Below are 25,215 nucleotides of genomic sequence, written 5' to 3' on the forward strand. Positions count from 1 at the left end.
CCTCCCCGCCACGCCGGCCTGCGAGACTGGCGGCATGACGCACTCGAGCGCACTGAGCCCCGAGTCCCGCGACGCGGCCATCGCCACGATGACCGGCACCGGGGGCGAGACGGAGCTCGACGTGCTGGTCGTGGGCGGGGGAGTGGTCGGCGCCGGCACCGCCCTCGACGCGGTCACCCGCGGCCTCAACACCGGCCTGCTCGAGCAGCGCGACCTCGCCAGCGGCACCTCCTCGCGAAGCAGCAAGCTGATCCACGGCGGCCTGCGCTACCTCGAGATGCTCGACTTCGGGCTGGTCCGCGAGGCCCTCCAGGAGCGCGGCCTGCTCTACACCCGGCTCGCGCCGCACCTGGTCCGGCCGGTGTCGTTCCTCTACCCGTTGACCCACAAGGGCTGGGAGCGCCCCTACGTCGGCGCCGGCCTCGCGCTGTACGACGCGATGGCGATGCTCGGCAAGTACGAGATGGGGTTGCCGCGCCACCGCCACCTCTTCCGCAAGCAGGTCGCCCGGATCGCTCCCGACTTCAAGGCCGACAAGCTCACAGGGGCGATCCGCTACTACGACTGCCAGGTCGACGACGCCCGCCTGGTCGTGACCATCGCCCGGACCGCAGCGAAGCACGGCGCCCACGTGGCGACCCGGGTCAAGGTCACGGGCTTCCTGCGCGAGGGGGAGCGCGTGGTCGGCGTACGCGCCGTGGACCTGGAGTCCGGGCGCGAGCTCGAGGTGCGGGCCCGCGTGGTGGTCAACGCTGCGGGCGTGTGGACCGACGAGATCCAGGAGATGGTCGGCGGCCGGGGCGCCCTGCACGTGCAGGCCTCCAAGGGCATCCACCTCGTGGTGCCGCGCGACCGGATCCGCTCCGACGCCGGCTTCATCACCCGGACCGAGACGTCGGTGCTGTTCGTGATCCCGTGGGGCCGGCACTGGATCATCGGCACCACCGACACCCCGTGGGACCTCGACAAGGCCCACCCGGCGGCCAGCCGCACCGACATCGACTACGTGCTCGCCCACGTCAACACGATCCTGCGCGAGCCCCTCGACCACGACGACGTCGAGGGCGTGTACGCCGGCCTCCGCCCGTTGCTCACCGGCGAGTCCGAGCCGACCTCCAAGATCTCGCGGGAGCACACCGTCGTCACCCCGGTCCCGGGGCTGGTGATGATCGCCGGCGGCAAGCTCACCACCTACCGCGTGATGGCCCGGGACGCGATCGACGCGGCGGGACACTCCCTGCGGACCACGGTGAACATCACCGTGCGTGACTCGATCACCGACCGGGTGCCGCTGGTCGGGGCCGATGACTTCGAGACCCGGTCCAACCAGCGGGTCCTGCTCGCCCGGCGGTCCGGGCTGCACGTGGCCAGGATCGACCACCTGCTCGGCCGGTTCGGCGGGATGGTCGACGACGTCCTCGACCTGATCGCGTCCCGCCGCGTGCTGGGCCTGCCGCTCGAGGGCGCCGAGGACTACCTCGCGGCCGAGGTCGTCTACGCCGTCACCCACGAGGCGGCCCGCCACCTCGACGACGTGCTGACCCGCCGGACCCGGATCTCGATCGAGACCTTCGACCGCGGAGTGAAGGCGGCCGCGCCGGCCGCCCGGCTGATGGCCGAGGTGCTGGGCTGGTCGGAGGAGCGCACCGCCGAGGAGGTCGACCACTACCTGCGGCGGGTCGAGGCCGAGCGGGTCTCCCAGGAGCAGCGCACCGACCGGGAGGCCGACGAGGCGCGGGTGCAGGCGCCGGACATCGTGTAGCCCACCGGGTTTGCTTGACAGATCAAGCCCATGTGTCAATCGTCTCAGTTGGCTACCGGAGGGTAGTGAGCGAGACCCGGGTCACATACTCTCGGTACATGAATGACCCCACCCCCTCCTCCGGCCCCCTCGTCGAGGGCCCGCACGACCCCGAGCACGACCCGACGGCGTCGTACGCGCTGGAGCCCGCGCGCACCGCGGCCCTGACCAGCCGGGTGCTGTCCACCACGGGCGAGACGGTGGAGGTGCGCTCGCCGCTCAATGGCGCCCCGCTGGCGCACATCCCGCAGTCCAGCGACGCCGACGTCGAGGAGGCGTTCCGCCGGGCCCGGCGTGCGCAGGAGGCCTGGGCGCGGACCCCGATCGACCGGCGCAGCGCGATCCTGATGCGGCTGCACGACCTCGTGCTCGACCGCCAGGACGAGATCATCGACCTGATCGTGTGGGAGTCCGGCAAGGCCCGCAAGCACGCCTTCGACGAGCCGCTGCACATCGCGCTGACCGCCCGCTACTACGCGCGCACGGCCCACGACCACCTCGACACCCAGCGCAAGCTCGGCGTGGTCCCCGGCCTGACCAGGGTCGAGCTCAACCGGATCCCGAAGGGCGTCGTCGGCATCATCTCGCCGTGGAACTACCCCTTCACGATGGCGCTGTGCGACGGCCTCCCGGCCCTGCTCGCCGGCAACGCCGTGGTCGCCAAGCCCGATGCGCAGACGATGCTGTCCGCGCTGCTGGCCGCCGAGCTGCTCGAGCAGGCGGGCTTCCCGAAGGACCTCTGGCAGGTCGTCGCCGGACCCGGCTCCAAGGTCGGTACGTCGATCATCGGGCGCGCCGACTACGTCTGCTTCACCGGCTCCACGGCCACCGGCAAGATCGTGGCGAAGGGCTGCGCCGACCGGCTGATCGGCTGCTCGCTCGAACTCGGCGGCAAGAACCCCCTCCTCGTGCTCCGCGACGCAGACCTGGAGAAGGCCGCCGAGGGCGCCGTCCGGGCGAGCTTCTCCAACGCCGGCCAGCTGTGCGTCTCGGTGGAGCGGATGTTCGTCGCCGACCAGGTCTACGACCGGTTCGTCGAGCGGTTCGTCGCGCGCACGCAGGCGATGACGCTCGGCGCGACGCTCGACTGGGGCAACGACATGGGGTCGCTGATCTCCCAGGACCAGCTCGACACGGTGGTCGCCCACGTCGACGACGCCGTCGCCAAGGGCGCGCGGGTGCTCGCCGGCGGTCGGGCCCGACCCGACCTCGGGCCGTTCTTCTACGAGCCGACGATCCTCGAGGGCGTCACCCCCGACATGACCTGCTTCGGCCACGAGACGTTCGGGCCGGTCATCGCGCTCTACCGCTTCCACGACGAGGCCGACGCGGTCGCCCGCGCCAACGAGGGGTCCTACGGCCTGAACGCCTCGATCTACAGCCAGGACGGCGCCCGGGCCCGGGCGATCGCCCGTGAGATCAAGTGCGGCACGGTCAACATCAACGAGGCCTTCGGCGCGACCTTCGCCAGCATCGACAGCCCGATGGGCGGCATGCGCGAGTCCGGCATGGGCCGCCGCCAGGGCAGCGAGGGGATCCTGCGCTACACCGAGTCGCAGTCGGTCGCCACCCAGCGGCTGGTCCGCTTCGCCCCGATGCTGGGCATGTCCGACGAGACCTACGCGAAGGTGATGACCGCCAACCTCCGCCTGATGAAGAAGCTGGGACGAGCATGAGCGAGACCGAGTTCGACTACGACGTCATCGTCATCGGGTCCGGCTTCGGCGGGTCCGTGACCGCGCTGCGGCTCACCGAGAAGGGCTACCGGGTGGCCGTGCTCGAGGCCGGCGCGCGGTTCGAGGACAAGGACTTCTCCACCGGCACCACCGACCTCAAGAGCTACCTGTGGGCGCCCGCGATCGGCTGCTACGGCATCCAGCGCATCGACGCGGTCCGCGACACGATGATCGTGGCCGGCGCGGGTGTCGGTGGCGGCTCGCTGGTCTACGCCAACACGCTCTACGAGCCGCTCCCGGCGTTCTACACCGACCGCCAGTGGGCCCACATCACCGACTGGCGCTCCGAGCTCGCCCCGTTCTACGACCAGGCCAAGCGGATGCTCGGCGTCGTCGAGAACCCCGTCCACACCAACGCCGACAAGGTGATGAAGCAGGTCGCCGACGACATGGGCGTGGGGGAGACCTTCCACCCGACCCCCGTCGGCGTGTTCTTCGGCGGTCCCGGCCAGGCGCCGGGGGAGAAGGTCGAGGACCCGTTCTTCGGGGGCGAGGGCCCGGCCCGCAACACCTGCCTCAACTGCGGCGAGTGCATGTCGGGCTGCCGGCACAACGCCAAGAACACCCTGGTCAAGAACTACCTCTACCTCGCCGAGAAGAACGGCGCCCGGGTCCTGCCGATGACCACGGTCACCCGGCTCGTGCCGCGGGCCGAGTCGTCCGGGGGCGGCTACGACGTCCACGTCCGCTGGACCAAGGCCCGGCGCGCCACCGCCAAGAACACCCGGGTCCTCACCGCCCAGCACGTCGTGATGGCCGCCGCCTCGCTCGGCACCCAGAAGCTCCTGCACGCCATGAAGGCCGACGGGGACCTGCCCGGCCTCTCGGACCGCCTCGGCCACCTGACCCGCACCAACTCCGAGTCGATCCTGGGGGCGATCGCGCCCAAGTCCGACACCACGGACTACACCCAGGGCGTCGCGATCACCTCGAGCTTCCACCCCGACGAGCACACCCACATCGAGCCCGTGCGCTACGGCAAGGGCCACAACACGATGGCGATGATGCAGACCGTGCTCACCGACGGCGACGGCGACCGGCCTCGCTGGAAGACCTGGCTGCGCGAGCTGTGGACCCAACGCGGCAACGTCCGCGACCTCTACGACCTCAAGCACTGGTCCGAGCGGACCGTCATCGCGCTGGTCATGCAGAGCCTGGACAACTCGATCACGACGTACCCCAAGAAGAACCCGCTCACCGGCCGCTGGCGGATGACGTCCAAGCAGGGGCACGGCGCCCCCAACCCGACGTGGATCCCCGCCGGCAACGACGCCGTACGCCGGATGGCCGGTGTCTTCGGCGGCACCGCCGGCGGCAACATCGGCGAGCCCTTCAACATGCCGCTGACAGCCCACTTCATCGGCGGCTGCGCCATCGGCGACTCGGCCGAGACGGGCGTGATCGACCCCTACCAGCGCGTCTACGGACACCCCGGCCTGCACGTGGCCGACGGGTCGGCGATCACCGCCAACCTCGGGGTCAACCCGTCGCTGACGATCACCGCGCAGGCCGAGCGGGCGATGTCGTTCTGGCCCAACAAGGGTGACGCCGACCAGCGTCCGGAGCTGGGAGCGACGTACGTCCGGATCGAGCCGGTGGCGCCCGCGCGCCCGGCGGTGCCGGAGAGCGCGCCCGGCGCGCTGCGGCTGCCGATCGTCGGGGTCAGCTGAGGGGTCCGCGTGGCATGATCCCGCCCCATGGGGGACACGACTGACGCACGCCCGCTGCGACCGCTGCTCATGGCCGCCTGGGGCATGGGGCTGGTCGCGATCGATTTCAACATCAACGGGCTCGACCTGGTGCCGGACCCGATCGGGTGGGCGCTGGCGCTGATGGCGGCCCTGCGTCTCGCCTCCCGCCACGCCGGGTTCCGGTGGGCGGCCGGGGCCGCCGGGCTCGCGCTCCTCGTCTCGCTCCCGTCGTGGGTCGGGGTCAGTGGTGCGGTGCTCTCGGTGGCGTCGTACGTCGCCTCGACCGGCTTCGTCTTCGCGGTGTGCACGGCCCTGATCGCCCTCGTCCCGCACCGGGCTTCGGGGGCGCAGACCATCCGCTGGGCCGACGTGGCGCTGACGGTCCTGGTGCCGCTGGTCGCGTGGACGGCAGGCCCCGGATCGACCCCGGCCGTCGTCCTGCTCGTGCTCGCGGGGCTGACCGTCTTCGTCTGCTTCATCGTGCTGATGGTCCAGTCCTCGCGCGACCCGCTCGTGCCTGTCGGCTGACTCACACCCGTCACCGAAAACCTGTCTAGAACATCCCGTAACCCCCGTCCGGACGGCTCGTTGAGCCTGCGAACCCGGCAGTCATGCTCCCTCCCAGTAGGCCGGGTTCCCAGGTCCAGGCACTGTCCATCAGATGCGTGGACGATCAGGGCCCGACCACCCTCCCTCCCCGGTCGGGCCCTGATTAGTTTTCACGCCCCCTTGCCTGAGCGCGCCAGCGCACAGGCATGGACCAGGGCGGGAGGTTGAGGAGGCCCGGACAGGCCGGAGCGCAGCGACGGGCTGTCCAGGCCGTCTCGAAACCAATCGGTGGGGTCGGAGCGGCACGGATCACGCCGGGCGCGGTTCGAGGCGGAGCCACCCGCGCCGATAGAGTCGGCCCATGACGGACCTCCCCGACCATGACCTCGTCCTCGTGGTGGACTTCGGGGCGCAGTACGCCCAGCTGATCGCCCGCCGCGTCCGCGAGGCCCGCGTCTACTCCGAGATCGTGCCGCACACGATGCCCGTCGAGGAGATGCTGGCCCGCCGCCCGAAGGCGATCATCCTGTCGGGCGGACCCTCGAGCGTGTACGCCGAGGGCGCCCCGTCGATCGACCCCTCGATCTTCACGAGCGGCACCCCGGTGTTCGGCATGTGCTACGGCTTCCAGCTGATGGCCCGCGGCCTGGGCGGCGAGGTCTCCCACACCGGCGCGCGCGAGTACGGCCGCACCCCGGTCGCCGTCTCCGAGCCCGGCACGCTCCTGGCCGACATCCCCGCCGAGCACACCGTGTGGATGTCCCACGGCGACTCGGTCAGCGCGGCCCCCGAGGGCTTCACGGTCCTGGCCTCGACCACGGTCACCCCGGTGGCGGCGTTCGAGAACGTCGCGGCCGGACTGGCCGGCGTGCAGTGGCACCCCGAGGTCATGCACACCCAGCACGGCCAGCAGGTCCTCGAGCACTTCCTGCACCGGATCGCCGGCTGCCGCCAGACCTGGACGATGGTCAACATCGTCGAGGAGCAGATCGAGCGGATCCGCGAGCAGATCGGCACCGAGGGCCGGGCCATCTGCGGACTGTCCGGCGGCGTCGACTCCGCGGTCGCCGCGGCGGTCGTCCAGCGCGCGATCGGCGACCGGCTCGACTGCGTCTTCGTCGACCACGGCCTGCTCCGCAAGGGCGAGGCCGAGCAGGTCGAGCGCGACTTCGTCGCCGCGACCGGTGTGAAGCTCCACGTCGTGGAGTGCTCCGACCGCTTCCTCACGGCGCTGGCCGGCGTGACCGACCCGGAGGAGAAGCGGAAGGTCATCGGCCGCGAGTTCATCCGCGTCTTCGAGGCCGCCGAGGCCGAGGTGCTGGGCGCCGCGGCGCAGGAGGGCGAGAAGGTCGCGTTCCTCGTGCAGGGCACCCTCTACCCCGACGTGGTCGAGTCGGGCGGCGGCGCCGGCACCTCCAACATCAAGTCCCACCACAACGTCGGCGGCCTGCCCGAGGACCTCGAGTTCGAGCTCGTCGAGCCGCTGCGCACGCTCTTCAAGGACGAGGTCCGTCTCGTCGGGGAGCAGCTCGGCCTGCCCGCCGAGATCGTGCACCGCCAGCCGTTCCCCGGCCCCGGCCTGGGCATCCGGATCATCGGCGAGGTCACCCGCGACCGGCTCGACATCCTGCGCGAGGCCGACGCGATCGCCCGCGAGGAGCTCACGCGTGCCGGCCTGGACCGCGACATCTGGCAGATGCCGGTGGTGCTGCTGGCCGACGTACGCTCCGTCGGCGTGCAGGGTGACGGCCGCACCTACGGCCACCCGGTCGTGCTGCGGCCCGTCACCTCCGAGGACGCCATGACCGCCGACTGGGCCCGCCTGCCCTACGAGGTGATGGAGCGGATCTCCACGCGGATCACCAACGAGGTCGCCGAGATCAACCGCGTCACTGTCGACGTCACCTCCAAGCCGCCGGGCACCATCGAGTGGGAGTGACCCCCTCTCGGTCGGCCTAGTCGCCCTCGCCGACCACCTCCGGCGGGGTGCCGTCGTGGGTGAAGCCGACGGCGGTGACGGAGTACGCCGTGCCCGTCGGCGCGACCATCGTGACCCGGAACTGCAGGTAGCGGCCGGGGGAGCGGAAGGTCGAGCCGTCGGTCGCGACGGTCCGCCAGCCGGTCCACGAGCCGTTGGGCTCCGGTGAGCTGCCGGTGCGAACGGCCACGACGGTGCGCGCCCCGGTGGCGCCGGAGTCCTCGACGAGCGCCTGGCGCCAGTCGCCCTTCAGCCGCGAGTCCTGGGTGGTGGACTCGAACGTGCCGCGCCCGCCGCCCGGCAGGGTCAGCGCGCCGAACCCGCCGTCGCCGAGCCGCAGGTCGCCGCTGAGCGTCCCGGTGAGGAACTGGCTCGACTGCAGCGCGACCCCGGCCTTGCCGGTGTCCAGCGCGACCACCGAGGTGGAGGCGCTGTTCCCGGCGGCGTCGGCCGACTCCGCCGACAGCCAGTACGCCGCGCTCGGGTCGAGGCCGGTCAGCACGACCGTGTGCCGCCGCACCAGCTCGCCGTCGCGCCGGGTCTCGGCTCCCAGCAGCGGGAGCGCGGTCTGCCCGAAGCTGACCAGCGAGTCCGACGGCTCGGAGGTCTGCCAGCTGACCCGGGCCGTGCCGTCGGGCAGGGAGATCGTGCGCAGCCTGCTGATGGTGGGTGCGAGCGTGTCCACGGCCCTGGTGCGGAACGTCGCGGCGGGCCGGCCGTAGGCGGGCCAGGCGCGGGTCGTGCCGTTGGGCAGCCGCGAGACCACGCGGTAGCGGTAGGTGGCCCCGGGTCGCAGCCCGGAGAGGACGACCCGGTGCTGGGTGGTGCGGTCGGCCCGCTCCACCGGTGAGAGCGAGCCGGCGCCCGCGCCGACCAGCACGGTGGAGGTCGCGGCCCGAGTTGTCGACCAGGCAACGGTCGCCCCGGTCTCGCGCGTGGCGGTGACCCGGGCGGGGCCCGCCGTCAGGGAGCCGGTCGTCGTGTAGGTCGCCGTCCACGAGCCCGCGGAGGCCGGGAACACGGCGTACTCCTGACCCTTGACCGTCATCTTCGTGAAGGCGACGGACGTGCCGCCGCGCGACAGGGTGGCGATCTGGAGGCCACCGGGTCCGGTCGTCGGCAGCATCGCGGTCAACCGGGAAGCCCCGGTCCCGACGGCGATGGTGAAGGTCAGGTTGCCGCCGGACCAGGCGAGGTTGCCGAACGACGAGCCGTTGCGACCGTCGGTCCAGGTGAGCAGCTGGCGCGCCGTGATGACCGGCACGCCGTGGGCCTGGGCGGAGGCGAGCAGCTGGCTGTCCTCGTAGGTCGTGGAGTAGTCCGTGTGCACGTTGGCCGTGAATGCGCCGTAGTAGCCGAGCGGGCCGAGCGCCCGGTCGAGCAGGGCGTTGGGTGTGGCCGGGTAGCTCTGCTGCGACTCGTCGGTCATGAAGGTGTGTGCCTGGTAGACGTCGATGAGCGACCCGTCGGTGTCGGTGAGGCGCTGCGGGATGCCGGAGCCGGTCATGAAGCCCGGCCGGTCCTGCACCCACGTGCCGGGCCAGTAGTAGTAGTTCGTGTCCAGCCGGATGCCGTTGGCGAGCTCCGCCTTGGGCTGCGAGGACCAGTCGCTCCACACGATGCAGTGGTAGCGACTCGTGGTCGGCGAGGCGATGCCCGTGTACTTCGCACGCCAGGCGGCGAGGTCTGCGCTGTAGGTGCCCTGCAGGTCGGTCAGGGTCCCGTAGTCGTTGCACTGGTTCTGCGGGTGCAGGGCGACCTCGAAGCCCTGGGCGGTGTACGCCGATGCGTCGGCGCTGGTGAACGGGGTGGACGGGTAGATGTAGGACGTGAACCGCGGGCAGGTCCAGGCCGCCACCGAGCAGCCGGGCGGGCTGGCCGCCAGGTAGGCGTCGAAGCGACCCTTCGTGCCGCCGTTCCCGTGGTCGTCGCCGGTGGCCACGACGACGGCCTTGGTCGTGTCGGGGAAGTACCAGAAGCGCGGCATCGGCAGCTTGTCGCGGCTCATCACCGTGATCAGGTTGGCCAGCAGCCGCTGCTGCTCGTCCGCCTGGGGGATCTGCACCTTGGACAGGTTGACCCAGTCGGTGCTCGTACCGCCGAAGTACTGGTCGTCGGATCGCACCGGCGACGTTCCGTCCCGCTCCTGCCCCGCCCAGGCAGGGTTGCCCTGACGGGTCTGCACGATCGACTTGGCCAGGTCGAAGGCGAAGGTGGCGACCTGGCCCCCGCTGGTGCCGACGGTGCGCCAGGTGACGGCCGGCAGCCCGGTCGACGCGGTGGCCGTCGTGTAGAGGGTCGCGACGGTGGTGGCTCCCGAGAGCGCGTAGCGGTTGGCGGTCCCGTGGAACTGCATGGTGTCGGTCGTGATCCCGGCGCCGGGCGCGGTGCTGGCGTCGACGGCGAGGTAGCCGTCAGAGACGCTGCCGGTCTGCGCGGTCAGTCCGGCGAGAGACAGGAACCGGGGGTCCGGGCGCATCAGGATCAGGTCGCCGCCGGCCGTCACCCAGTCGCTCAGGGCGGTGACCTGCGCATCGGTGACGGGCACGTCGCCGAGGACCACCACCCGGAACGCGGCCAGGTTGGCGGCGGTGAGCGCGGCCGCGCCCATGGTCGAGAACTCGTTGAGACCCTCCCCGCGCATGATCTCGGCGAGGTAGGTCGAGATCGGCGCCGTGCTGCTCGTGACCACGGCGATCGGGCCACCCGGGCCCTGGTCGGGCGCCGGTGGGGCGGGTGCGGCCGTCTGGAACGACCAGCTCGCCGTCGGCGCCACGTTGTTGGCGGCATCCGAGACGCCGGTGACCTGCACGGAGTACGTCGTCGAGGCCTGCAGGGCGGTCCCCGGCTCGAAGACCACCCGGGTCCCGCTGGTGTCGTACGTCGTGGTGCCCGGGATGAGCGTTCCGGCCGGGTTGCGCAGCGCGACGGTGGCGCTGCCGACCTTGACCGGCTCGTTGTAGGTCGCGGTCACCTGCGTGTTGGTGGGCACGCCTGTTGCGGCCGGGGTCGGGGTCTGGGCCACCAGGCTCGGCGGGGTCGTGTCCGTCGCGCTGTCCTGGTAGACGACGTCGACCCAGTAGTTCTCGCTGTTGTAGGTGTTGTTGGGGAACGACCCGGCGGTGCTGCCGTAGCGGTAGAGCCCGTTGCCGCCGTCCGTCCCGTCCCGCAACGCTGTGAGGGGGCCACGCGTCGTGGCCGAGGTCGCGAAGTAGGCCCCGCTGACGACGTACCGCGAGGGGGTGAAGTAGGACGCGACGTAGGTGGTGTTCGCTGTCACCGGGACAGGGCTCGCGAACGTTGCCTGCTGCCAGCCGCTGGCCGTCTCCCCGGTGAACGTGACGGTGGCGAGCTTGGTGCCCGTGCCGGTCCAGAGGGTGCCGACGTGGGTGCCGGTCGATGCCGAGGCCTTGTAGTAGCGGATGCCCGTGATGAAGCCGTCCTGGGCGGCGCGGAACTTCACTCCGAGCTCGACGGAGCTGGTGTCGGGGTCGGTGCCCGCCGGGGTCGCGGTGCTGGGCCAGATCGTGCAGGGGCAGTTGTTGCTGCTCGGCGGCGCCGTCGTGAAGGTCCAGCTCACCGGGTCCATCACGTTGCCCGACGGGTCGGTCGCGCCGCTGACCGCGGCGGTGTAGGTCGTGCTCGTCGCCAGCGAGGCGCTCGGCGTGAGCGTCGCGGTCTGGGTGCCGGCGTTGTAGGAGGTCGTGGCCGCGACGGCGACGCCGGCCGGGTTCTTGAGCGTGAAGGTGATCGACCCGGCCGTGACCGGTTCGCTGAAGACCGCCGTCGCCGCCGTCGTCACCAGCACGTTGGCGGCGCCGGGAGCCGGCGTGCGGCCCGTGAGGGTGGGTTTCGTGGTGTCGGCGGCCGCCGTGGTGAACGTCCAGGTGGCCGGGTCCATCACGTTGCCCGCGGCGTCGCTCGCTCCGCTCACGGTGGCGGTGTAGGTGGTGGACGCCGCCAGGGCGGCGCTGGGCGTGAGCGTCGACGTGCGGGTCGCCGCGTCGTAGGCCGTCGTCGCGGCGATCGTGGTGCCCGCAGGGTTCTTGAGCGTGAAGGCGATCGACGCCTGCGTGACGTCCTCACTGAACGTGGCCGTCGGCGTGGCACCGACCGAGACGTTGGTCGCGCCGGCGGCAGGGGTCCGGCCGGTCAGCGTGGGCTTGGTGGTGTCGGTGCCCGGCTGGAAGACGACGTCGACCCAGTAGTTCTCGCTGTTGTAGGTGCTCGTGGGGAACTGGCCGGCGGTGCTGCCGTAGCGATAGAGCCCGTTGCCGCCGTCGGAGCCGTCGCGGAGCGCGGTCAGGGGCCCGTTGATGACCGGTGAGCTGGCGAAGTAGGCCCCGCTGACGACGTACCGCGAGGGGGTGAAGTAGGACGCGACGTAGGTGGTGTTCGCTGTCACCGGGACAGGGCTCGCGAACGTTGCCTGCTGCCAGCCGCTGGCCGTCTCCCCGGTGAACGTGACGGTGGCGAGCTTGGTGCCCGTGCCGGTCCAGAGGGTGCCGACGTGGGTGCCGGTCGATACCGAGGCCTTGTAGTAGCGGATGCCCGTGATGAAGCCGTCCTGGGCGGCGCGGAACTTCACTCCGAGCTCGACGGAGCTGGTGTCGGGGTCGGTGCCCGCCGGGGTCGCGGTGCTGGGCCAGATCGTGCAGGGGCAGTTGTTGCTGCTCGGCGGCGCCGTCGTGAAGGTCCAGCTCACCGGGTCCATCACGTTGCCCGACGGGTCGGTCGCGCCGCTGACCGCGGCGGTGTAGGTCGTGCTCGTCGCCAGCGAGGCGCTCGGCGTGAGCGTCGCGGTCTGGGTGCCGGCGTTGTAGGAGGTCGTGGCCGCGACGGCGACGCCGGCCGGGTTCTTGAGCGTGAAGGTGATCGACCCGGCCGTGACCGGTTCGCTGAAGACCGCCGTCGCCGCCGTCGTCACCAGCACGTTGGCGGCGCCGGGAGCCGGCGTACGGCCCGTGAGGGTGGGTTTGGTGGTGTCGGCGGCCGCCGTGGTGAACGTCCAGGTGGCCGGGTCCATCACGTTGCCCGCGGCGTCGCTCGCACCGCTCACGGTGGCGGTGTACGTGGTGGACGGTGCCAGGGCGGCGCTCGGCGTGAGCGTCGACGTGCGGGTCGCCGCGTCGTAGGCCGTCGTCGCGGCGATCGTGGTGCCCGCAGGGTTCTTGAGCGTGAAGGCGATCGACGCCTGCGTGACGTCCTCACTGAACGTGGCCGTCGGCGTGGCACCGACCGAGACGTTGGTCGCGCCGGCGGCAGGGGTCCGGCCGGTCAGCGTGGGCTTGGTGGTGTCGGTGCCCGGCTGGAAGACGACGTCGACCCAGTAGTTCTCGCTGTTGTAGGTGCTCGTGGGGAACTGGCCGGCGGTGCTGCCGTAGCGATAGAGCCCGTTGCCGCCGTCGGAGCCGTCGCGGAGCGCGGTCAGGGGCCCGTTGATGACCGGTGAGCTGGCGAAGTAGGCCCCGCTGACGACGTACCGCGAGGGGGTGAAGTAGGACGCGACGTAGGTGGTGTTGGCCGTGACCGGGACGGGGGAGGAGAACGTCGCCTGCTGCCAGCCGCTGGCCGTCTCCCCGGTGAACGTGACGGTGGCGAGCTTGGTGCCCGTGCCGCTCCAGAGGGTGCCGACGTGCGTGCCGGTGGATGCCGAGGCCTTGTAGTAGCGGATCCCGGTGATGAAGCCGTCCTGGGAGGCGCGGAACTTCACTCCGAGCTCGACCGAGCTGGTGTCGGGGTCGGTGCCCGCCGGGGTCGCGGTGCTGGGCCAGATCGAGCAGGGGCAACTGACCGGGCCGCCGCTGGACCCGACCGTCACGGTGATTCCGGCCTTGGGGGCCTCGATGTTGCCGCTGTCGTCCACGGCTCGGCTGCGGATGTTGAGTGTGCCTGCCGACGGCGGTGTGAACGAGTAGGTCCACGATTCCCGGCCCGTGGCGCGGTGCCACGTCGCCCCGTTGTCGCTGGAGACCTCGATGCCGCCCACGCGGCCGCCGCCCGTGTCAGCCGCGGTGCCGGTCACGGTGATCTGGGCGCCCACCGGCACGTTGGTGTTGTTGGCCGGTCCGGTGATCGTCGAGGTTGGCGCTGTCGTGTCGGACGAGGCCGTCGCGGCGACCAGGCCGCTCTGCAGGGTGGTGGGCTGGACGCCCATGTCGGCCAGCAGGTTGACCGTCGCCTGGCGGGCCGCGGTGTCGGCGGCCGCGGAGCCGCGGTCGTGGTTGGCGTCCAGGGCCCAGGGCCACTGGATGGTGCCGGCACCGAAGACGAGGGCGCCGCTCGGCGCCTTGTACATCGTCATCGCGTGGGTGGCGGTGCCGTTGCTGTAGTTGCTTCCGTAGTCCTGCAGCACCTGGGCGCTGCCGGTCGTCTGGGAGACGCGGAACAGACCCGCGGGGCGAGACCCGTTGTCGGCGTCCTCGTCCCACTCGTAGCCGATCACGCTGGACCCGATCGTCGTGGTCGCGTTGGTGCCCAGCGTTGCCACGCGCGTGTTGCGCCAGAAGCGCATCTTGCCGTCGGCCGACCCGACGACCATGTTGATCGCGCAGCAGTTGGCCGTGAAGATCGTCCCGCTCAGGGCGTTCTCCGGCCGCCCGCCGTCAGCGGGCGGGCTGAAGCGTGGATCGCGCCAGGTGCCCGTCCACGTGGTCGGGTCCTGCGGGTCGATGGGCGCGTTGGCGTGTGTCTCCTTGTAGGTCACCAGCGTCCGGTTCGGCGTGCTCGGCCCCGCGATGCTGGGCTCCCAGCGGGTCTTCCAGAAGATCTCGTTGCCGCTGAAGAACGCGAGGTTCACCCCGGCGGCGCGGGCCGCCTCGACGTTGGCGCGCTGCTGGCCGGACCAGTACTCGTCGTGCCCGACGGACATGAAGACCTTGTGCTCGAGGAGCTCGGCCCCGCGGGTGGCGGTGTCGACCCCGGAGGTGTAGCTGACGTCGTACCCGTTGGACTCCAGCCAGCGCACCATCGGGTACTCCGAGTTGAAGACGAAGTCCTCGGGGCTCGTGTCGCGGGTCGTGAACGGCCGGTTGTAGCTGACCTTGTAGGCGCGCCCGGCGGGGGAGCCGACGTACAGGCTGTTGCCGCCGTACTGGTTGTAGGCCTGCCAGGTCGTGTCGGAGGTCTGCACGAGGATCTTGGAGCTCGAGTTGTCGTTGCGCACCACGAAGAAGACGTGGCTCGCCCCGGCCGTCCCGTCGGTGCGGTTCAGCTTGGCGAAGTAGATGCCCGAGACCGCGGTGGCCGGCACGGTCCACGACGCGTTCTGGGTCCAGTTGCCGCAGTCGATCAGGCCGGTCGTGGTGTCGTTGAGGCAGTTGGGCTGGTTGGTCACGATCGTGGTCGGGTTGACCGTCGCGACCAGCCGGGCGCCCATGCCGCCGTAGTAGCCCATCCGGTAGATGTCGAGGCGGTACGACGTCGCCGGGGTGTCGATCTTGAAGCCCTCGGTCTCGCCCACGTTGACGCTCATCTGGGTGGCAAAGCCCTGGATCGAGCCGCTGCCCGCTCCGGTGATGCCCCACTCGCTCTGCGGGTTGCCGGTCTTGGTGTTCTCGCACGCCACGGGGCTGACGACCGGCGCGTCGCAGGGCGCCGCGACCGCGACCTGCGCGGGGATCACGGTGAGGAACGCCGTGACCAGGGCGCCGGCGAGGACGGCCAGCCAGGTCGCGGCCCGTCGGCGGGTGCGTCGTGGGGTGGTCCCTTGCCTGCGCGTCCGGGTCATGAGCATGTGCGCACCTACTGACTGACGGTCCCTCGGCTCCCCGCCCCGATGTGCGTCGTGAGCGTCGTCCGGCGTGCGCCGGCGGCGCGGGAAGAACTCCGCTGATCGCCGGAGCGTAGGAGCGGAAACGCCCTCGAAACGGGCTCGGCCGGTGGATTACCGAAGATGAAGGACAGTCTCCGTAGAGTGGCCCGCATGCGGGCCCTCCACCACCTCGACCTGTGGGTCGGCGACCCCGTCGTCGCTGCTGCCGAGTGGGGGTGGCTGCTCGGCGAGCTCGAGTGGGACGTCTCCGACGACGGCCGCTCCTGGGCGCACCCCGACGGGACCTACCTGTTCATGGAGCGCTCCCCGGACCAGGTCGACGCGCCGTTCGACCGGATGCGCGCCGGCATCAACCATCTCGCCTTCACCGTCGAGGACCGCACGCTCCTCGACCGGATGCGCGCGGAGTCCTCCTCGCACGGCTGGCACGAACTGTTCGCCGATCGCTACCCGCACGCCGGCGGCGACCAGCACACGGCGCTCTACCTCGAGAGCTCCGAGGGCTTCGAGGTCGAGATCGTTCTCGCTGGTTGAGGAGGTTGCGCAGCAACCGTCTCGAAACCCCCGCCTCAGGCGTGCTCGACGACGAGGACCGTCCGCTCCGCGGCCAGCAGCACGGCGCCCACGAGCGAGGCGCGTTCCCCGAGCTCGCTGGCCAGGATCGGGGTGAGCGCGACCGAGTCGAGCGCGTGCCGGCGCAGGCCGATCCGGGCGGACTCCAGCAGGAGGTCGCCTGCGCGCGCCATGTCGCCGCCGATGACGACGACCGAGGGATTGATCAGGTTGACCACCGAGGCGATGCCCTTGCCGAGGTGGAGCCCGGCATCCTCGAGGGCGCGCTGGGCCGACACGTTGCCGGTGCGGGCCGCGTCGAGCAGGTCGTCGAGCGTCGCGTCGGGAAGCTGGCCGGCCATCATGGCGAGCACGGTGCCGGTGGAGGCGTAGGCCTCGAGGCAGCCGCGGCTCCCGCAGCGGCACAGCGGGCCGGCGTCGTCGAGGGTGAGGTGGCCGATCTCGCCGGCGGTGCCTCCCGAGCCGTGGAACAGCTCGTTGTGGATGATGATGCCGGCGCCGACGCCGGAGGAGATCTTCACGAAGACCGAGCTGTCGTGGCCGCGCGCGACGCCCTGGCGGTGCTCGGCGAGCGCGCCGAGGTTGGCGTCGTTCTCGACGTGCACGGGGATCCCGAAGTGCTCCTCGGCGGCGGCCCGCGTGTTGACGCCGTCCCAGCCGGGGAAGATCGCGGAGGAGCGGACCACGTCGTTGGTGACCGGCGCGGGCAGGCCCAGGCCGATGTGGCGGATGGGTCCGGCAGGGTCGAACTTCGAGGTCATCGCGTCGAGCATGGACGAGGCGAGCCGGAGGGCCTCGATGTGGGCGTGGCCCTGCTCGAGGGGCTGGCGTTCCTCGGCGAGCAGACGTCCGGTCAGGTCGCCGATCGCCACGGCGACGTGGCTGTGCCCGAAGTCGACGCCTCCCACGATGCCCGCGGCGCGGGCCAGCCGGATCGCCGACCCCCGTCGGCCGCTGCCGGCCTCGGTCTCGACCAGCCCGGACGCGACCAGCTCCCGCACGATGTTGGAGACCGTGGCCGGGGCCAGGCCCGTCACCCGGGCCAGCTCGGCCTGGGTGAAGTCGCCCCCGGTGAGGTCCGCCGTGGGGCCCGGGGCGGACCCGCTGCGGAGTACGTCGAGCACCCGCTGCTGGTTCGCCGTACGCAGCGTGGAGGTCGACCCGGGCGCCGCGTCGGTGCGGTGATGACGCATGGCAGGAACCATGACGCACGACGGCCTTGTGGTCAAGACGTGATGAATAACTCGCTCCATGTACCGGAATGATCATTTTTGCGTTCACGTCTTGACGACAAGCATGTGACGGTCAACACTCGGACCCAGATCAGTCGGGCATGCGCCGCCGCGCCGGCCCCCAGTCGAGGAGAGATACGTGTCCACACCCCTTCACCGCGTCGCAGCCCTCGGGTTCGCGCTCATCATCGGCACCGGTGGGCTCGCGGCCTGCGGCGCCAACGACTCCACCAAGAGCGGCAGCAGCGACTCCGGCAAGACCATTGCCCTGCTCCTCCCCGAGTCCAAGACCACCCGCTACGAGGCGTTCGACAAGCCGCTCTTCGAGGCCGCGGTCAAGAAGCTCTGCAGCGACTGCAACGTGACCTACTACAACGCCGACCAGGACGAGACCAAGCAGTCCCAGCAGGTCGACACCGCCATCAGCGACGGCGCGAGCGTCATCGTCCTCGACCCGGTCAACGGTGCCGGCGCGGGCGCGATGGTCCAGTCCGCCCAGGACTCCGGCGCGAAGGTCATCGCCTACGACCGGTTCATCGAGGGCGCGGACTACTACATGTCCTTCGACAACGAGACCGTCGGCAAGATGCAGGGCCAGGCCCTCGTCGACGCGATGGGCAACAAGGGCAACATCCTGATGCTCAACGGTGCCCCCTCCGACCCCAACGCCGCGCAGTTCAAGGCCGGCGCCCACTCGGTGATCGACGCCAGCGGCGTGAAGATCCTCCAGGAGTACGACAACCCCGACTGGAGCCCGGAGAACGCCCAGAAGTTCGTCACCGACCAGCTCAGCAAGTACGACCCCAAGGAGATCAACGGGGTCTACGCCGCCAACGACGGCCAGGCCGGCGGCGTCGTCGCCGCGCTGACCGGTGCCAGCGTCCCCGCCGACGCGCTCCCGCCCATCACGGGTCAGGACGCCGAACTCGCTGCCGTGCAGCGGATCATCGCCGGTGAGCAGACCGTGACGATCTACAAGCCGATCCCGATCGAGGCCAACACGGCCGCCGAGGTGGCCGTCAAGCTCGCCAACGGCGACGACGTCGGCAGCACCACGGACACCGGCATCGACCAGAGCGACTACAACGGCGTCGCGTCGTTCATCTTCACCCCGATCGCGGTGACGAAGGACAACGTGGCGGACACCGTCATCAAGGACGGCTTCTACTCCGCCTCGGACATCTGCACGAGCGAGTACGCCGACGCCTGCAAGGCGGCTGGCATCTCCTGATGAGCACCATGACGGAAGCGCCGGTCGGGGACGTGGTCCTGTCCCTGACCGGCGTGAACAAGAGGTTCGGCGCCGTGCAGGCCCTGACCGACGTGCACATGGAGGTGCGGGCCGGTGAGGTCGTGGCCCTCGTGGGCGACAACGGTGCCGGCAAGTCCACGCTGGTCAAGGTGATCTCCGGCGTCTACCAGCCCGACGGCGGCGACATCACCTTCGCCGGCCGCAAGGTCTCGGTGGGAGGGCCCTCACAGGCCCAGGCGCTCGGGATCGCCACGGTCTTCCAGGACCTCGCCCTGTGCGACAACCTGGACGTGGTGGCCAACCTGTTCCTGGGCCAGGAGCGGGCCAACGCCCACGTCCTCAACGAGGTCGAGATGGAGAAGGAGGCGTGGCGCCTGCTGCGCACCCTGTCTGCCAAGATCCCCTCGGTCCGGATCCCGATCGCCGCACTGTCCGGTGGTCAGCGCCAGACCGTCGCCATCGCCCGCAGCCTCGTGGGCAACCCCAAGGTCGTCATGCTCGACGAGCCGACGGCCGCCCTGGGCGTCGCCCAGACCGCGGAGGTGCTCAACCTCGTGGAGCGGCTGCGCGAGACGGGGCTCGGGGTCATCCTGATCAGCCACAACATGGCCGACGTCCAGGCGGTCGCCGACCGCATCGTCGTCATGCGCCTGGGTCGCAACGCGGCGGAGTTCCGCGTCGAGGAGGCGTCTACCGAACAGCTGGTCGCCGCCATCACCGGCGCCTCGGACAACGTCGTGGCGGCTCGTGCCGAGCGCCGGAAGGAGAGCCACGATGGCTGACACGGACACCCCCGCCCCGGCGGTCGCGACCGACCTCACCGACGAGCGGCTGATCAAGGCCGAGGGCTTCGCGGGCTACGCCAAGGTGCTGCTCGACCGGCTCAAGTCCGGCGAGCTCGGCAGCCTGCCGGTCGTGGTCGGCCTGATCGTGATCTGCATCGGCTTCTACTCCGCCGAGCCGGTCTTCCTCTCCTCGCGGAGCCTGGTCTCGATCATGCAGTTCGCGGCGCCCGTCGGGACGATCTCCCTCGGCATCGTGCTCGTCCTGCTGCTGGGCGAGATCGACCTGTCGGTCGGCTCGGTCAGCGGCCTCGCAGCCGCCTCGATGGCCGTGCTGACGGTCGAGAAGGGCCACTCGGCGGTGCTGGGGCTGATCGCGGGAATCCTGATCGGCCTCGCGATCGGTGCGCTCTACGCCGTGCTCTACACGCGGGTCGGCGTCCCGTCGTTCGTCTTCTCCCTCGCGGGACTGCTGAGCTTCCAGGGCCTGCTGCTCTACGTGCTGGGCAAGAACGGCACCATCAACCTGCCCTCGGACGGGTTCCTGGTGCAGTGGACGCGCTTCAAGTTCGTCTCGCACCCGGTGTCGTACCTCCTGGTCGCGCTCATCACGCTGGCCTTCCTCGGCGCTCAGCTGTGGGGCTCGCGCACCCGCGCCCAGGCTGGCCTCAGCACTCCGTGGGTGCCGCTGATCGTGCTCAAGACGGTGCTCCTCGGTGCCGGGCTCGGGTTCCTGACCTACTACATCAACATCGATCGCGGCTGGAGCTACCTCTGGCTGTTCTTCGTGCTGCTCGTGGTGGCCATGGACTTCGCGCTGCGCCGGACCCGCTGGGGACGGCACGTCTTCGCGGTCGGCGGCAACGTCGAGGCGGCGCGCCGCTCGGGCATCAAGGTGGGCCGGGTCTACTTCTCGGTCTTCGCCCTGTGCTCGATGCTCGCGGCGGTGGGTGGCCTGCTGGCCGCCGGTCTGCAGACCTCGGTCTCGCAGGCGTCCGGCACGACTGACACCAACCTGACCGCCATCGCGGCGGCCGTCATCGGTGGCACCAGCCTCTTCGGTGGCCGCGGCTCGGCGTACTCCGCCCTGCTCGGCATCGTCGTGCTGCAGGCCATCCAGACCGGCCTCAACCTGGTCGGCGTGGACTCCTCGGTCCGGTTCATGGTGACCGGTGCCGTGCTCCTGCTGGCCGTGGCGATCGACTCGGTGTCGCGCCGGATCCGTTCCTCGAGCGGACGCGGCTGACCGACCCCGAGGTCATCAGTCCCGAGGCCACCCGTTGCTGCGAAGCGCGGGTGGCCTCGGTGCGTCCGGGCGGGTCAGGGGACGTAGACGACCTGGGTGACGCCGTCGATGGAGAGCGTGACGTTCCGCGCGAAGGCGCCCGGGGCGACCTGCCACTCGTGGACCTGCGCGCCGCGGCCGTCCTTGCCGATCCGGATCGGGTTGAACGTGCAGTCGCACCAGGGGTGACCCGGGCTGTCGTAGATGAACGCCTTGGGTGAGGTGCCGGAGGCGAAGCCCTCGGCGTAGACGTTGTACCAGTGGCAGCCGGTGCCGTTGCTGCACGCGTCGGCGGTGCGGACCAGCCGGACCACGCGGGGCGCGGCGGTGCCGCAGGCGCGCACCGGGTCGCTGGCCGCCTGCTGGTCGCCGTCGGCCACCGTCGTGCGCGCCGACAGGCAGCCGCGGTCGCCGCCCTGGCGGGTCGGGACCGTGACCCGCTTGCCGGAGGCGTCGGTCCAGCCGTCGCCGGTGTTGACCTGGACGACGGGGTGCAGCCCGGCCTTCGCCTTCGGCGCGGCCAGGACGAAGGCCACCGAGCGGTAGGCCGGGGCAGCCCGCACCTGCGGCGGCTTCGGAGCGGCGAGCGGGGTCACCGGCGTCGATGCCGAGGGCGACGGGGAGGTGCTGGTCGTCGGCTCGCTGGAGGTCGGAGCCTTCTCGTCGTCGCCACCCGCGGCGGCGACGACCGCGGTGGTCCCCACGGCCACGAGTGCCGCGGCGACCAGGGCGGGGACCAGCCAGCGGCGACCCCGCGACGCGGTCGCGGCGTGCTGCGCCGGCGGCCCGGGCGGGACGACCGGCGGCACTGCGGGGAGGTCGCGGATCACGGTGCTGTCGAGCGGCGGCTCGGCGGCCGGCTCGGCGGCAATCGGTGCGGCGGCCAGCTCGGCAATCGGCTCGGCCGGGACGTCGACCAGCGGCATCGAGGTGGCGCGGGTGCGGTCCTCGTCCTGGTCGACGGGTGCGCCGGCGGCCTGCTGGGGCGGGATCGGGAGCGGCACGACGGCGGCGTCGATGTCCTTGATGATCGCCAGCAGCTCGGCGCGCAGCTGGGCCGCCGACGGCGTACGGCGCTCCGGGTCCTTGTTGAGCGCGCCTGCCAGGACGGCGTCGATGCGGTCGTCGACGGGGTGGCCGGTGTCGAGCTGCGGGACCTGGCCGTTGATGTGGGCGTTCATCATCTGGAAGTCGGTGCCGCTGTAGGGCGCGTCGCCGGTCAACGCGGCCCAGAGCAGGCAGCCGATGGAGTAGATGTCGCCGCGCTCGTCGGCGGCGTGCCCGAAGTGCCGCTCCGGCGCCATGTAGGCGGGGCTGCCGATCAGGGTGCCGGTGCGGGTCAGGCTGGCGCGCTTCTCGTCCTGGCCGTCCACGGCGATGCCGAAGTCGCACAGGTAGGGGATCAGCCCCTCGGGCCGGCTCCACAGCAGCACGTTGCCGGGCTTGACGTCGCGGTGGATGACGCCGTGGGCGTGCGCGTCGGCGAGCGCCTCGCACACCTGGGCGACGAGGGAGAGGGCGGCGCGGCGGTCGAGCGGACCGTTCCGGGCGATCCAGCTGTGCAGGTCGCCGTCGGGGAAGAGCTCGGTCACGAAGAAGACGGTGTCGTCGTGCTCGCCGTACTCGTGGATGCCCACGATGTTGCGCGAGCGGATCCGGGCCAGCACGTTGGCCTCCCGGGCGAACCGCTGCTGGTAGTCCTCGCGGTCCGGCAACGAGGGGAGCACGATCTTCAGCGCCACCGACCGGTTGAGCACCTTGTCGACGGCCTCGTAGACCACGCCCATGCCGCCGTGCCCGAGCTGGCGCACGATGCGGTAGCGACCGCCGTACTCGTCGCCCGCCTTAGGAAATCCCGCCATCCCCGCCTCAGCCCCGTCGTCGGCGGCGTGCCGCCCCCATGTACCCGGCGGATTTTACGTTGTTTTCGCCGGGCTCCCGCATGATGCCCCGTTTCGACGCTCAGCGCGAGGGCAGCGACCCCGGCGAGCCGTAGGTCGTGGTGCGTTCGCGGACCGGGCGGCCGATGCCGGCGCCGATCTCGGTGAGCTCCTCGACGGTCTTGGCCGAGCCGTGCTCGGAGCCGGCCATCCGGGAGATGGTCTCCTCCATGAGGGTGCCGCCGACGTCGTTGGCGCCGGCGCGGAGCATGGCGCGGGTGCCGTCGACGCCGAGCTTGACCCAGCTGGTCTGGATGTTGTCGATCCGGCCGTGCAGCAGGATCCGGGCCAGGGCGTGGACGGCGAGGTTGTCGCGGTGGCCGGGGCCGGGGCGGGCGACGCCGGCGAGGTAGATCGGCGCGGAGTGGTGCACGAAGGGCAGCGGCACGAACTCGGTGAAGCCGGCGTTGCCGTGCTCGCGTGCGGTGTCCTGGATGCCGGAGAGCACCCGGAGGTGGCCGACCCAGTGGCGCGGGTTGTCGACGTGGCCGTACATCATCGTGCTGGTCGTGGGGATGCCCACCCGGTGGGCGGTGCTGATGATCTCGACCCAGGTCCGGGTGGGCAGCTTGCCCTTGGTGAGCACCCAGCGGACCTCGTCGTCGAGGATCTCGGCGGCGGTGCCCGGGATCGAGCCGAGGCCGGACTCGCGGGCCTTGATGAGGAAGTCCTCGAAGGACAGGCCGGTGCGGGTGGCGCCGTTGACGATCTCCATGGGGGAGAAGGCGTGCACGTGCATGCCGGGGACGCGCTGCTTCACGGCCGTGGCGAGGTCGAAGTAGGCGGTGCCGGGCAGCTCGGGGTCGATGCCGCCCTGCATGCAGACCTCGGTGGCGCCGAGCTGCCAGGCCTCCTCGGCGCGGTCGGCGACCTGCTCGAGCGACAGTGAGAACGCGTCGGCGTCGGTGCGGCGCTGGGCGAAGGCGCAGAAGCGGCAGCCGACGTAGCAGACGTTGGTGAAGTTGATGTTGCGGTTGACGACGTAGGTGACGTCGTCGCCCACGGTGTCGCGGCGCAGGTCGTCGGCCAGTCGGACCACCTGCTCCAGGAGGGCTCCCTCGGCGGTGATCAGGGTGAGGGCGTGCTCGTCGGCGAGGTTGCCCGGGTCGCGCTCGGCCGCGGCCAGGGCCTCGCGGCCCTCGGCGTGCAGCACGGCGGGTCCACCGGTCAGGGCGGCGGCGTCCTTGACCGAGTCCCAGTCGCCGTAGACGTTGCCGAAGTCCGAGCGGCGGTCCTCGGTGCGGCCCCCGCCGGGTCCTTCACGGTCGACGGCCTCGTGCAGGTCGGTGCGTCCGACGCTGGCGAACCCGCCGTCGGGCTCCTGCCAGGGCAGCCCGACCGGACGTACGCCGACCTGCGCGAGCCCGTCCTCGTCGGCCAGTGCGGCCACGTGCGCGGAGACCCGGGGGTCCAGCCACGGCTCGCCGCGGACGACGTACTCGGGGTGGACGGTGAGCCGGGGGCGCAGCTCGAAACCGCACTCGGCGGTGATGTCGCGGAGCCGGTCGAGGCTGGGCCAGGGCCGCTCGGGGTTGACGTGGTCAGGGGTCAGTGGGGAGACGCCGCCCCAGTCGTCGACGCCGGCACCGAGTAGGGCGCGGCACTCCGAGAGGTCGACCAGGTTGGGCGGCGCCTGGACGCGCGCCTTGGGCCCGAGGACGAGGCGGGTGACGGCGATGGCGGCGCGGTAGTCGTCGAGGGCGAGGTCGTCGGCGTGCCGCATGGCGGTGTCGGGCTTGGCCCGGAAGTTCTGGACGATCACCTCCTGCACCGCGCCGTAGCGCTTCAGCGTGGCGCGCAGCGCGAAGATCGTCTCGGCCCGCTCGGTCAGCGTCTCGCCGATGCCGACGAGCAGCCCGGTGGTGAAGGGGATCGAGAGCCGACCGGCGTCCTCCAGCACCTGCAGCCGGACGGCGGGATCCTTGTCGGGGGAACCGTGGTGGGCCTCGCCCTTCTCCTCGAAGAGCCGGCGCGAGGTGGTCTCGAGCATCATCCCCATCGAGGGGGAGACCGGCTTGAGGCGGTTCATCTCCTCCCAGGACATGACGCCGGGGTTGAGGTGGGGCAGGAGGCCGGTCTCCTCGAGCACCCGCACCGCCATCGCACGGACGTAGGCCAGCGTGGAGTCGTAGCCCTCCTCGTCGAGCCAGGCGCGGGCCTCGGGCCAGCGGTCCTCGGGGCGGTCGCCGAGGGTGAAGAGGGCCTCGAGGCAGCCGAGCTCGGCGCCCTGGCGGGCGATCTCGAGGATCTCGTCGGGGGAGAGGAACATCCCGTGCCCGGCCCGCTTCAGCTGGCCCGGCGACTCGACGAAGGTGCAGTAGTGGCAGCGGTCGCGGCACAGCTTCGTGACCGGGATGAAGACCTTGGGAGAGTAGGTGACGACCCCCGGGCGACCGGCCCCGGCCAGCCCGGCGTCACGGACCTGCGCGGCGGCCGCGGTCAGCCGGTCGAGGTCCTCACCGCGGGTGGCCAGCAGGACGGTGGCCTCGGCGACGTCCAGGGCGGCACCGCGCTCGGCGCGCGCCAACGCCCGGCGTACTTGCTGGGGAGTCGGCTGCTCGCTCATCGTGCTCAGGCTAACCGCGGGCCCGGGAGGTGGACCCCCGGGCCCGCAGGTTGGTC

Annotated in this window: 13 protein-coding genes; 9 read left to right on the forward strand and 4 right to left on the reverse strand. The window is 71.3% G+C overall.

The window, feature by feature from the left end:
• Positions 1–34 precede the first annotated feature (34 nt).
• The 5 genes from FB382_RS02300 (at position 35) to guaA (ending at position 7,716) form a co-directional block, all read left to right on the forward strand.
• A complete protein-coding gene (locus tag FB382_RS02300) occupies positions 35–1,762 on the forward strand; it encodes a glycerol-3-phosphate dehydrogenase/oxidase (RefSeq protein WP_182536438.1) in 1,728 nt (575 codons plus the stop codon).
• A 98-nt stretch (positions 1,763–1,860) separates the two neighbouring features.
• Positions 1,861–3,477 carry a succinic semialdehyde dehydrogenase gene (locus FB382_RS02305; protein ID WP_182536440.1) on the forward strand — a complete coding sequence of 539 codons (1,617 nt, stop codon included), beginning with the start codon at positions 1,861–1,863 and terminating at the stop codon, positions 3,475–3,477.
• Complete coding sequence (locus FB382_RS02310; RefSeq protein ID WP_182536442.1) at positions 3,474–5,207, forward strand: GMC oxidoreductase; 1,734 nt, start codon at positions 3,474–3,476, stop codon at positions 5,205–5,207. Before FB382_RS02305 ends, FB382_RS02310 begins: the two co-directional genes overlap by 4 nt.
• A gap of 27 nt (positions 5,208–5,234) precedes the next feature.
• Positions 5,235–5,756 (forward strand): hypothetical protein, encoded by a 522-nt coding sequence (locus FB382_RS02315; protein WP_182536444.1) that lies wholly within the window; start codon positions 5,235–5,237, stop codon positions 5,754–5,756.
• Positions 5,757–6,138: 382 nt separating this feature from the next.
• Positions 6,139–7,716, forward strand: coding sequence for a glutamine-hydrolyzing GMP synthase (gene guaA, locus FB382_RS02320; protein WP_182536446.1), 1,578 nt, complete (start codon positions 6,139–6,141; stop codon positions 7,714–7,716).
• A gap of 16 nt (positions 7,717–7,732) precedes the next feature.
• Here the strand turns inward: guaA and FB382_RS02325 are convergent, their stop codons facing one another.
• Positions 7,733–15,490: a DUF4082 domain-containing protein gene (locus tag FB382_RS02325; protein ID WP_182536448.1), complete on the reverse strand. Its 7,758-nt coding sequence runs from the start codon at positions 15,488–15,490 to the stop codon at positions 7,733–7,735.
• Between the two features lie 189 nt (positions 15,491–15,679).
• Between FB382_RS02325 and FB382_RS02330 the strand changes: the two genes are divergently transcribed.
• Positions 15,680–16,063 carry a VOC family protein gene (locus FB382_RS02330; protein WP_182536450.1) on the forward strand — a complete coding sequence of 128 codons (384 nt, stop codon included), beginning with the start codon at positions 15,680–15,682 and terminating at the stop codon, positions 16,061–16,063.
• A gap of 35 nt (positions 16,064–16,098) precedes the next feature.
• Here FB382_RS02330 and FB382_RS02335 read toward each other — a convergent pair whose 3' ends face one another.
• Entirely contained in the window at positions 16,099–17,295 is a 1,197-nt protein-coding gene (locus FB382_RS02335) for an ROK family transcriptional regulator (protein ID WP_182536452.1), read from the reverse strand.
• A 178-nt stretch (positions 17,296–17,473) separates the two neighbouring features.
• Here FB382_RS02335 and FB382_RS02340 point away from each other — a divergent pair, with 178 nt between their 5' ends.
• The 3 genes from FB382_RS02340 to FB382_RS02350 are packed head-to-tail and all read left to right on the forward strand — an operon-like array spanning position 17,474 to position 20,614.
• Positions 17,474–18,565 carry a substrate-binding domain-containing protein gene (locus FB382_RS02340; protein WP_182536454.1) on the forward strand — a complete coding sequence of 364 codons (1,092 nt, stop codon included), beginning with the start codon at positions 17,474–17,476 and terminating at the stop codon, positions 18,563–18,565.
• Positions 18,565–19,368, forward strand: coding sequence for an ATP-binding cassette domain-containing protein (locus FB382_RS02345; RefSeq protein WP_125039069.1), 804 nt, complete (start codon positions 18,565–18,567; stop codon positions 19,366–19,368). The genes FB382_RS02340 and FB382_RS02345 overlap by 1 nt, the downstream gene beginning before the upstream one ends.
• Positions 19,361–20,614 (forward strand): sugar ABC transporter permease, encoded by a 1,254-nt coding sequence (locus FB382_RS02350; RefSeq protein WP_182536456.1) that lies wholly within the window; start codon positions 19,361–19,363, stop codon positions 20,612–20,614. The genes FB382_RS02345 and FB382_RS02350 overlap by 8 nt, the downstream gene beginning before the upstream one ends.
• A gap of 74 nt (positions 20,615–20,688) precedes the next feature.
• Here FB382_RS02350 and FB382_RS02355 read toward each other — a convergent pair whose 3' ends face one another.
• Positions 20,689–22,515 carry a serine/threonine-protein kinase gene (locus FB382_RS02355; RefSeq protein WP_182536458.1) on the reverse strand — a complete coding sequence of 609 codons (1,827 nt, stop codon included), beginning with the start codon at positions 22,513–22,515 and terminating at the stop codon, positions 20,689–20,691.
• Positions 22,516–22,615: 100 nt separating this feature from the next.
• Positions 22,616–25,159 (reverse strand): bifunctional FO biosynthesis protein CofGH, encoded by a 2,544-nt coding sequence (locus tag FB382_RS02360; protein WP_182536460.1) that lies wholly within the window; start codon positions 25,157–25,159, stop codon positions 22,616–22,618.
• Between the last annotated feature and the right edge of the window lie 56 nt (positions 25,160–25,215).

This window comes from Nocardioides ginsengisegetis, from assembly GCF_014138045.1.
In the GTDB taxonomy this organism is placed as follows: Bacteria; Actinomycetota; Actinomycetes; order Propionibacteriales; family Nocardioidaceae; genus Nocardioides; species Nocardioides ginsengisegetis.

Bases quoted from the DNA above. Each gene is read 5' to 3' on its own strand.
- FB382_RS02330 (WP_182536450.1), top strand. From the start codon at position 15,680: ATGCGGGCCCTCCACCACCTCGACCTGTGGGTCGGCGACCCCGTCGTC.
- FB382_RS02300 (WP_182536438.1), top strand. From the start codon at position 35: ATGACGCACTCGAGCGCACTGAGCCCCGAGTCCCGCGACGCGGCCATC.
- FB382_RS02325 (WP_182536448.1), bottom strand. From the start codon at position 15,490: ATGCTCATGACCCGGACGCGCAGGCAAGGGACCACCCCACGACGCACC.
- FB382_RS02345 (WP_125039069.1), top strand. From the start codon at position 18,565: ATGAGCACCATGACGGAAGCGCCGGTCGGGGACGTGGTCCTGTCCCTG.
- FB382_RS02350 (WP_182536456.1), top strand. From the start codon at position 19,361: ATGGCTGACACGGACACCCCCGCCCCGGCGGTCGCGACCGACCTCACC.
- FB382_RS02360 (WP_182536460.1), bottom strand. From the start codon at position 25,159: ATGAGCGAGCAGCCGACTCCCCAGCAAGTACGCCGGGCGTTGGCGCGC.
- FB382_RS02335 (WP_182536452.1), bottom strand. From the start codon at position 17,295: ATGCGTCATCACCGCACCGACGCGGCGCCCGGGTCGACCTCCACGCTG.
- guaA (WP_182536446.1), top strand. From the start codon at position 6,139: ATGACGGACCTCCCCGACCATGACCTCGTCCTCGTGGTGGACTTCGGG.
- FB382_RS02355 (WP_182536458.1), bottom strand. From the start codon at position 22,515: ATGGCGGGATTTCCTAAGGCGGGCGACGAGTACGGCGGTCGCTACCGC.
- FB382_RS02315 (WP_182536444.1), top strand. From the start codon at position 5,235: ATGGGGGACACGACTGACGCACGCCCGCTGCGACCGCTGCTCATGGCC.
- FB382_RS02305 (WP_182536440.1), top strand. From the start codon at position 1,861: ATGAATGACCCCACCCCCTCCTCCGGCCCCCTCGTCGAGGGCCCGCAC.
- FB382_RS02310 (WP_182536442.1), top strand. From the start codon at position 3,474: ATGAGCGAGACCGAGTTCGACTACGACGTCATCGTCATCGGGTCCGGC.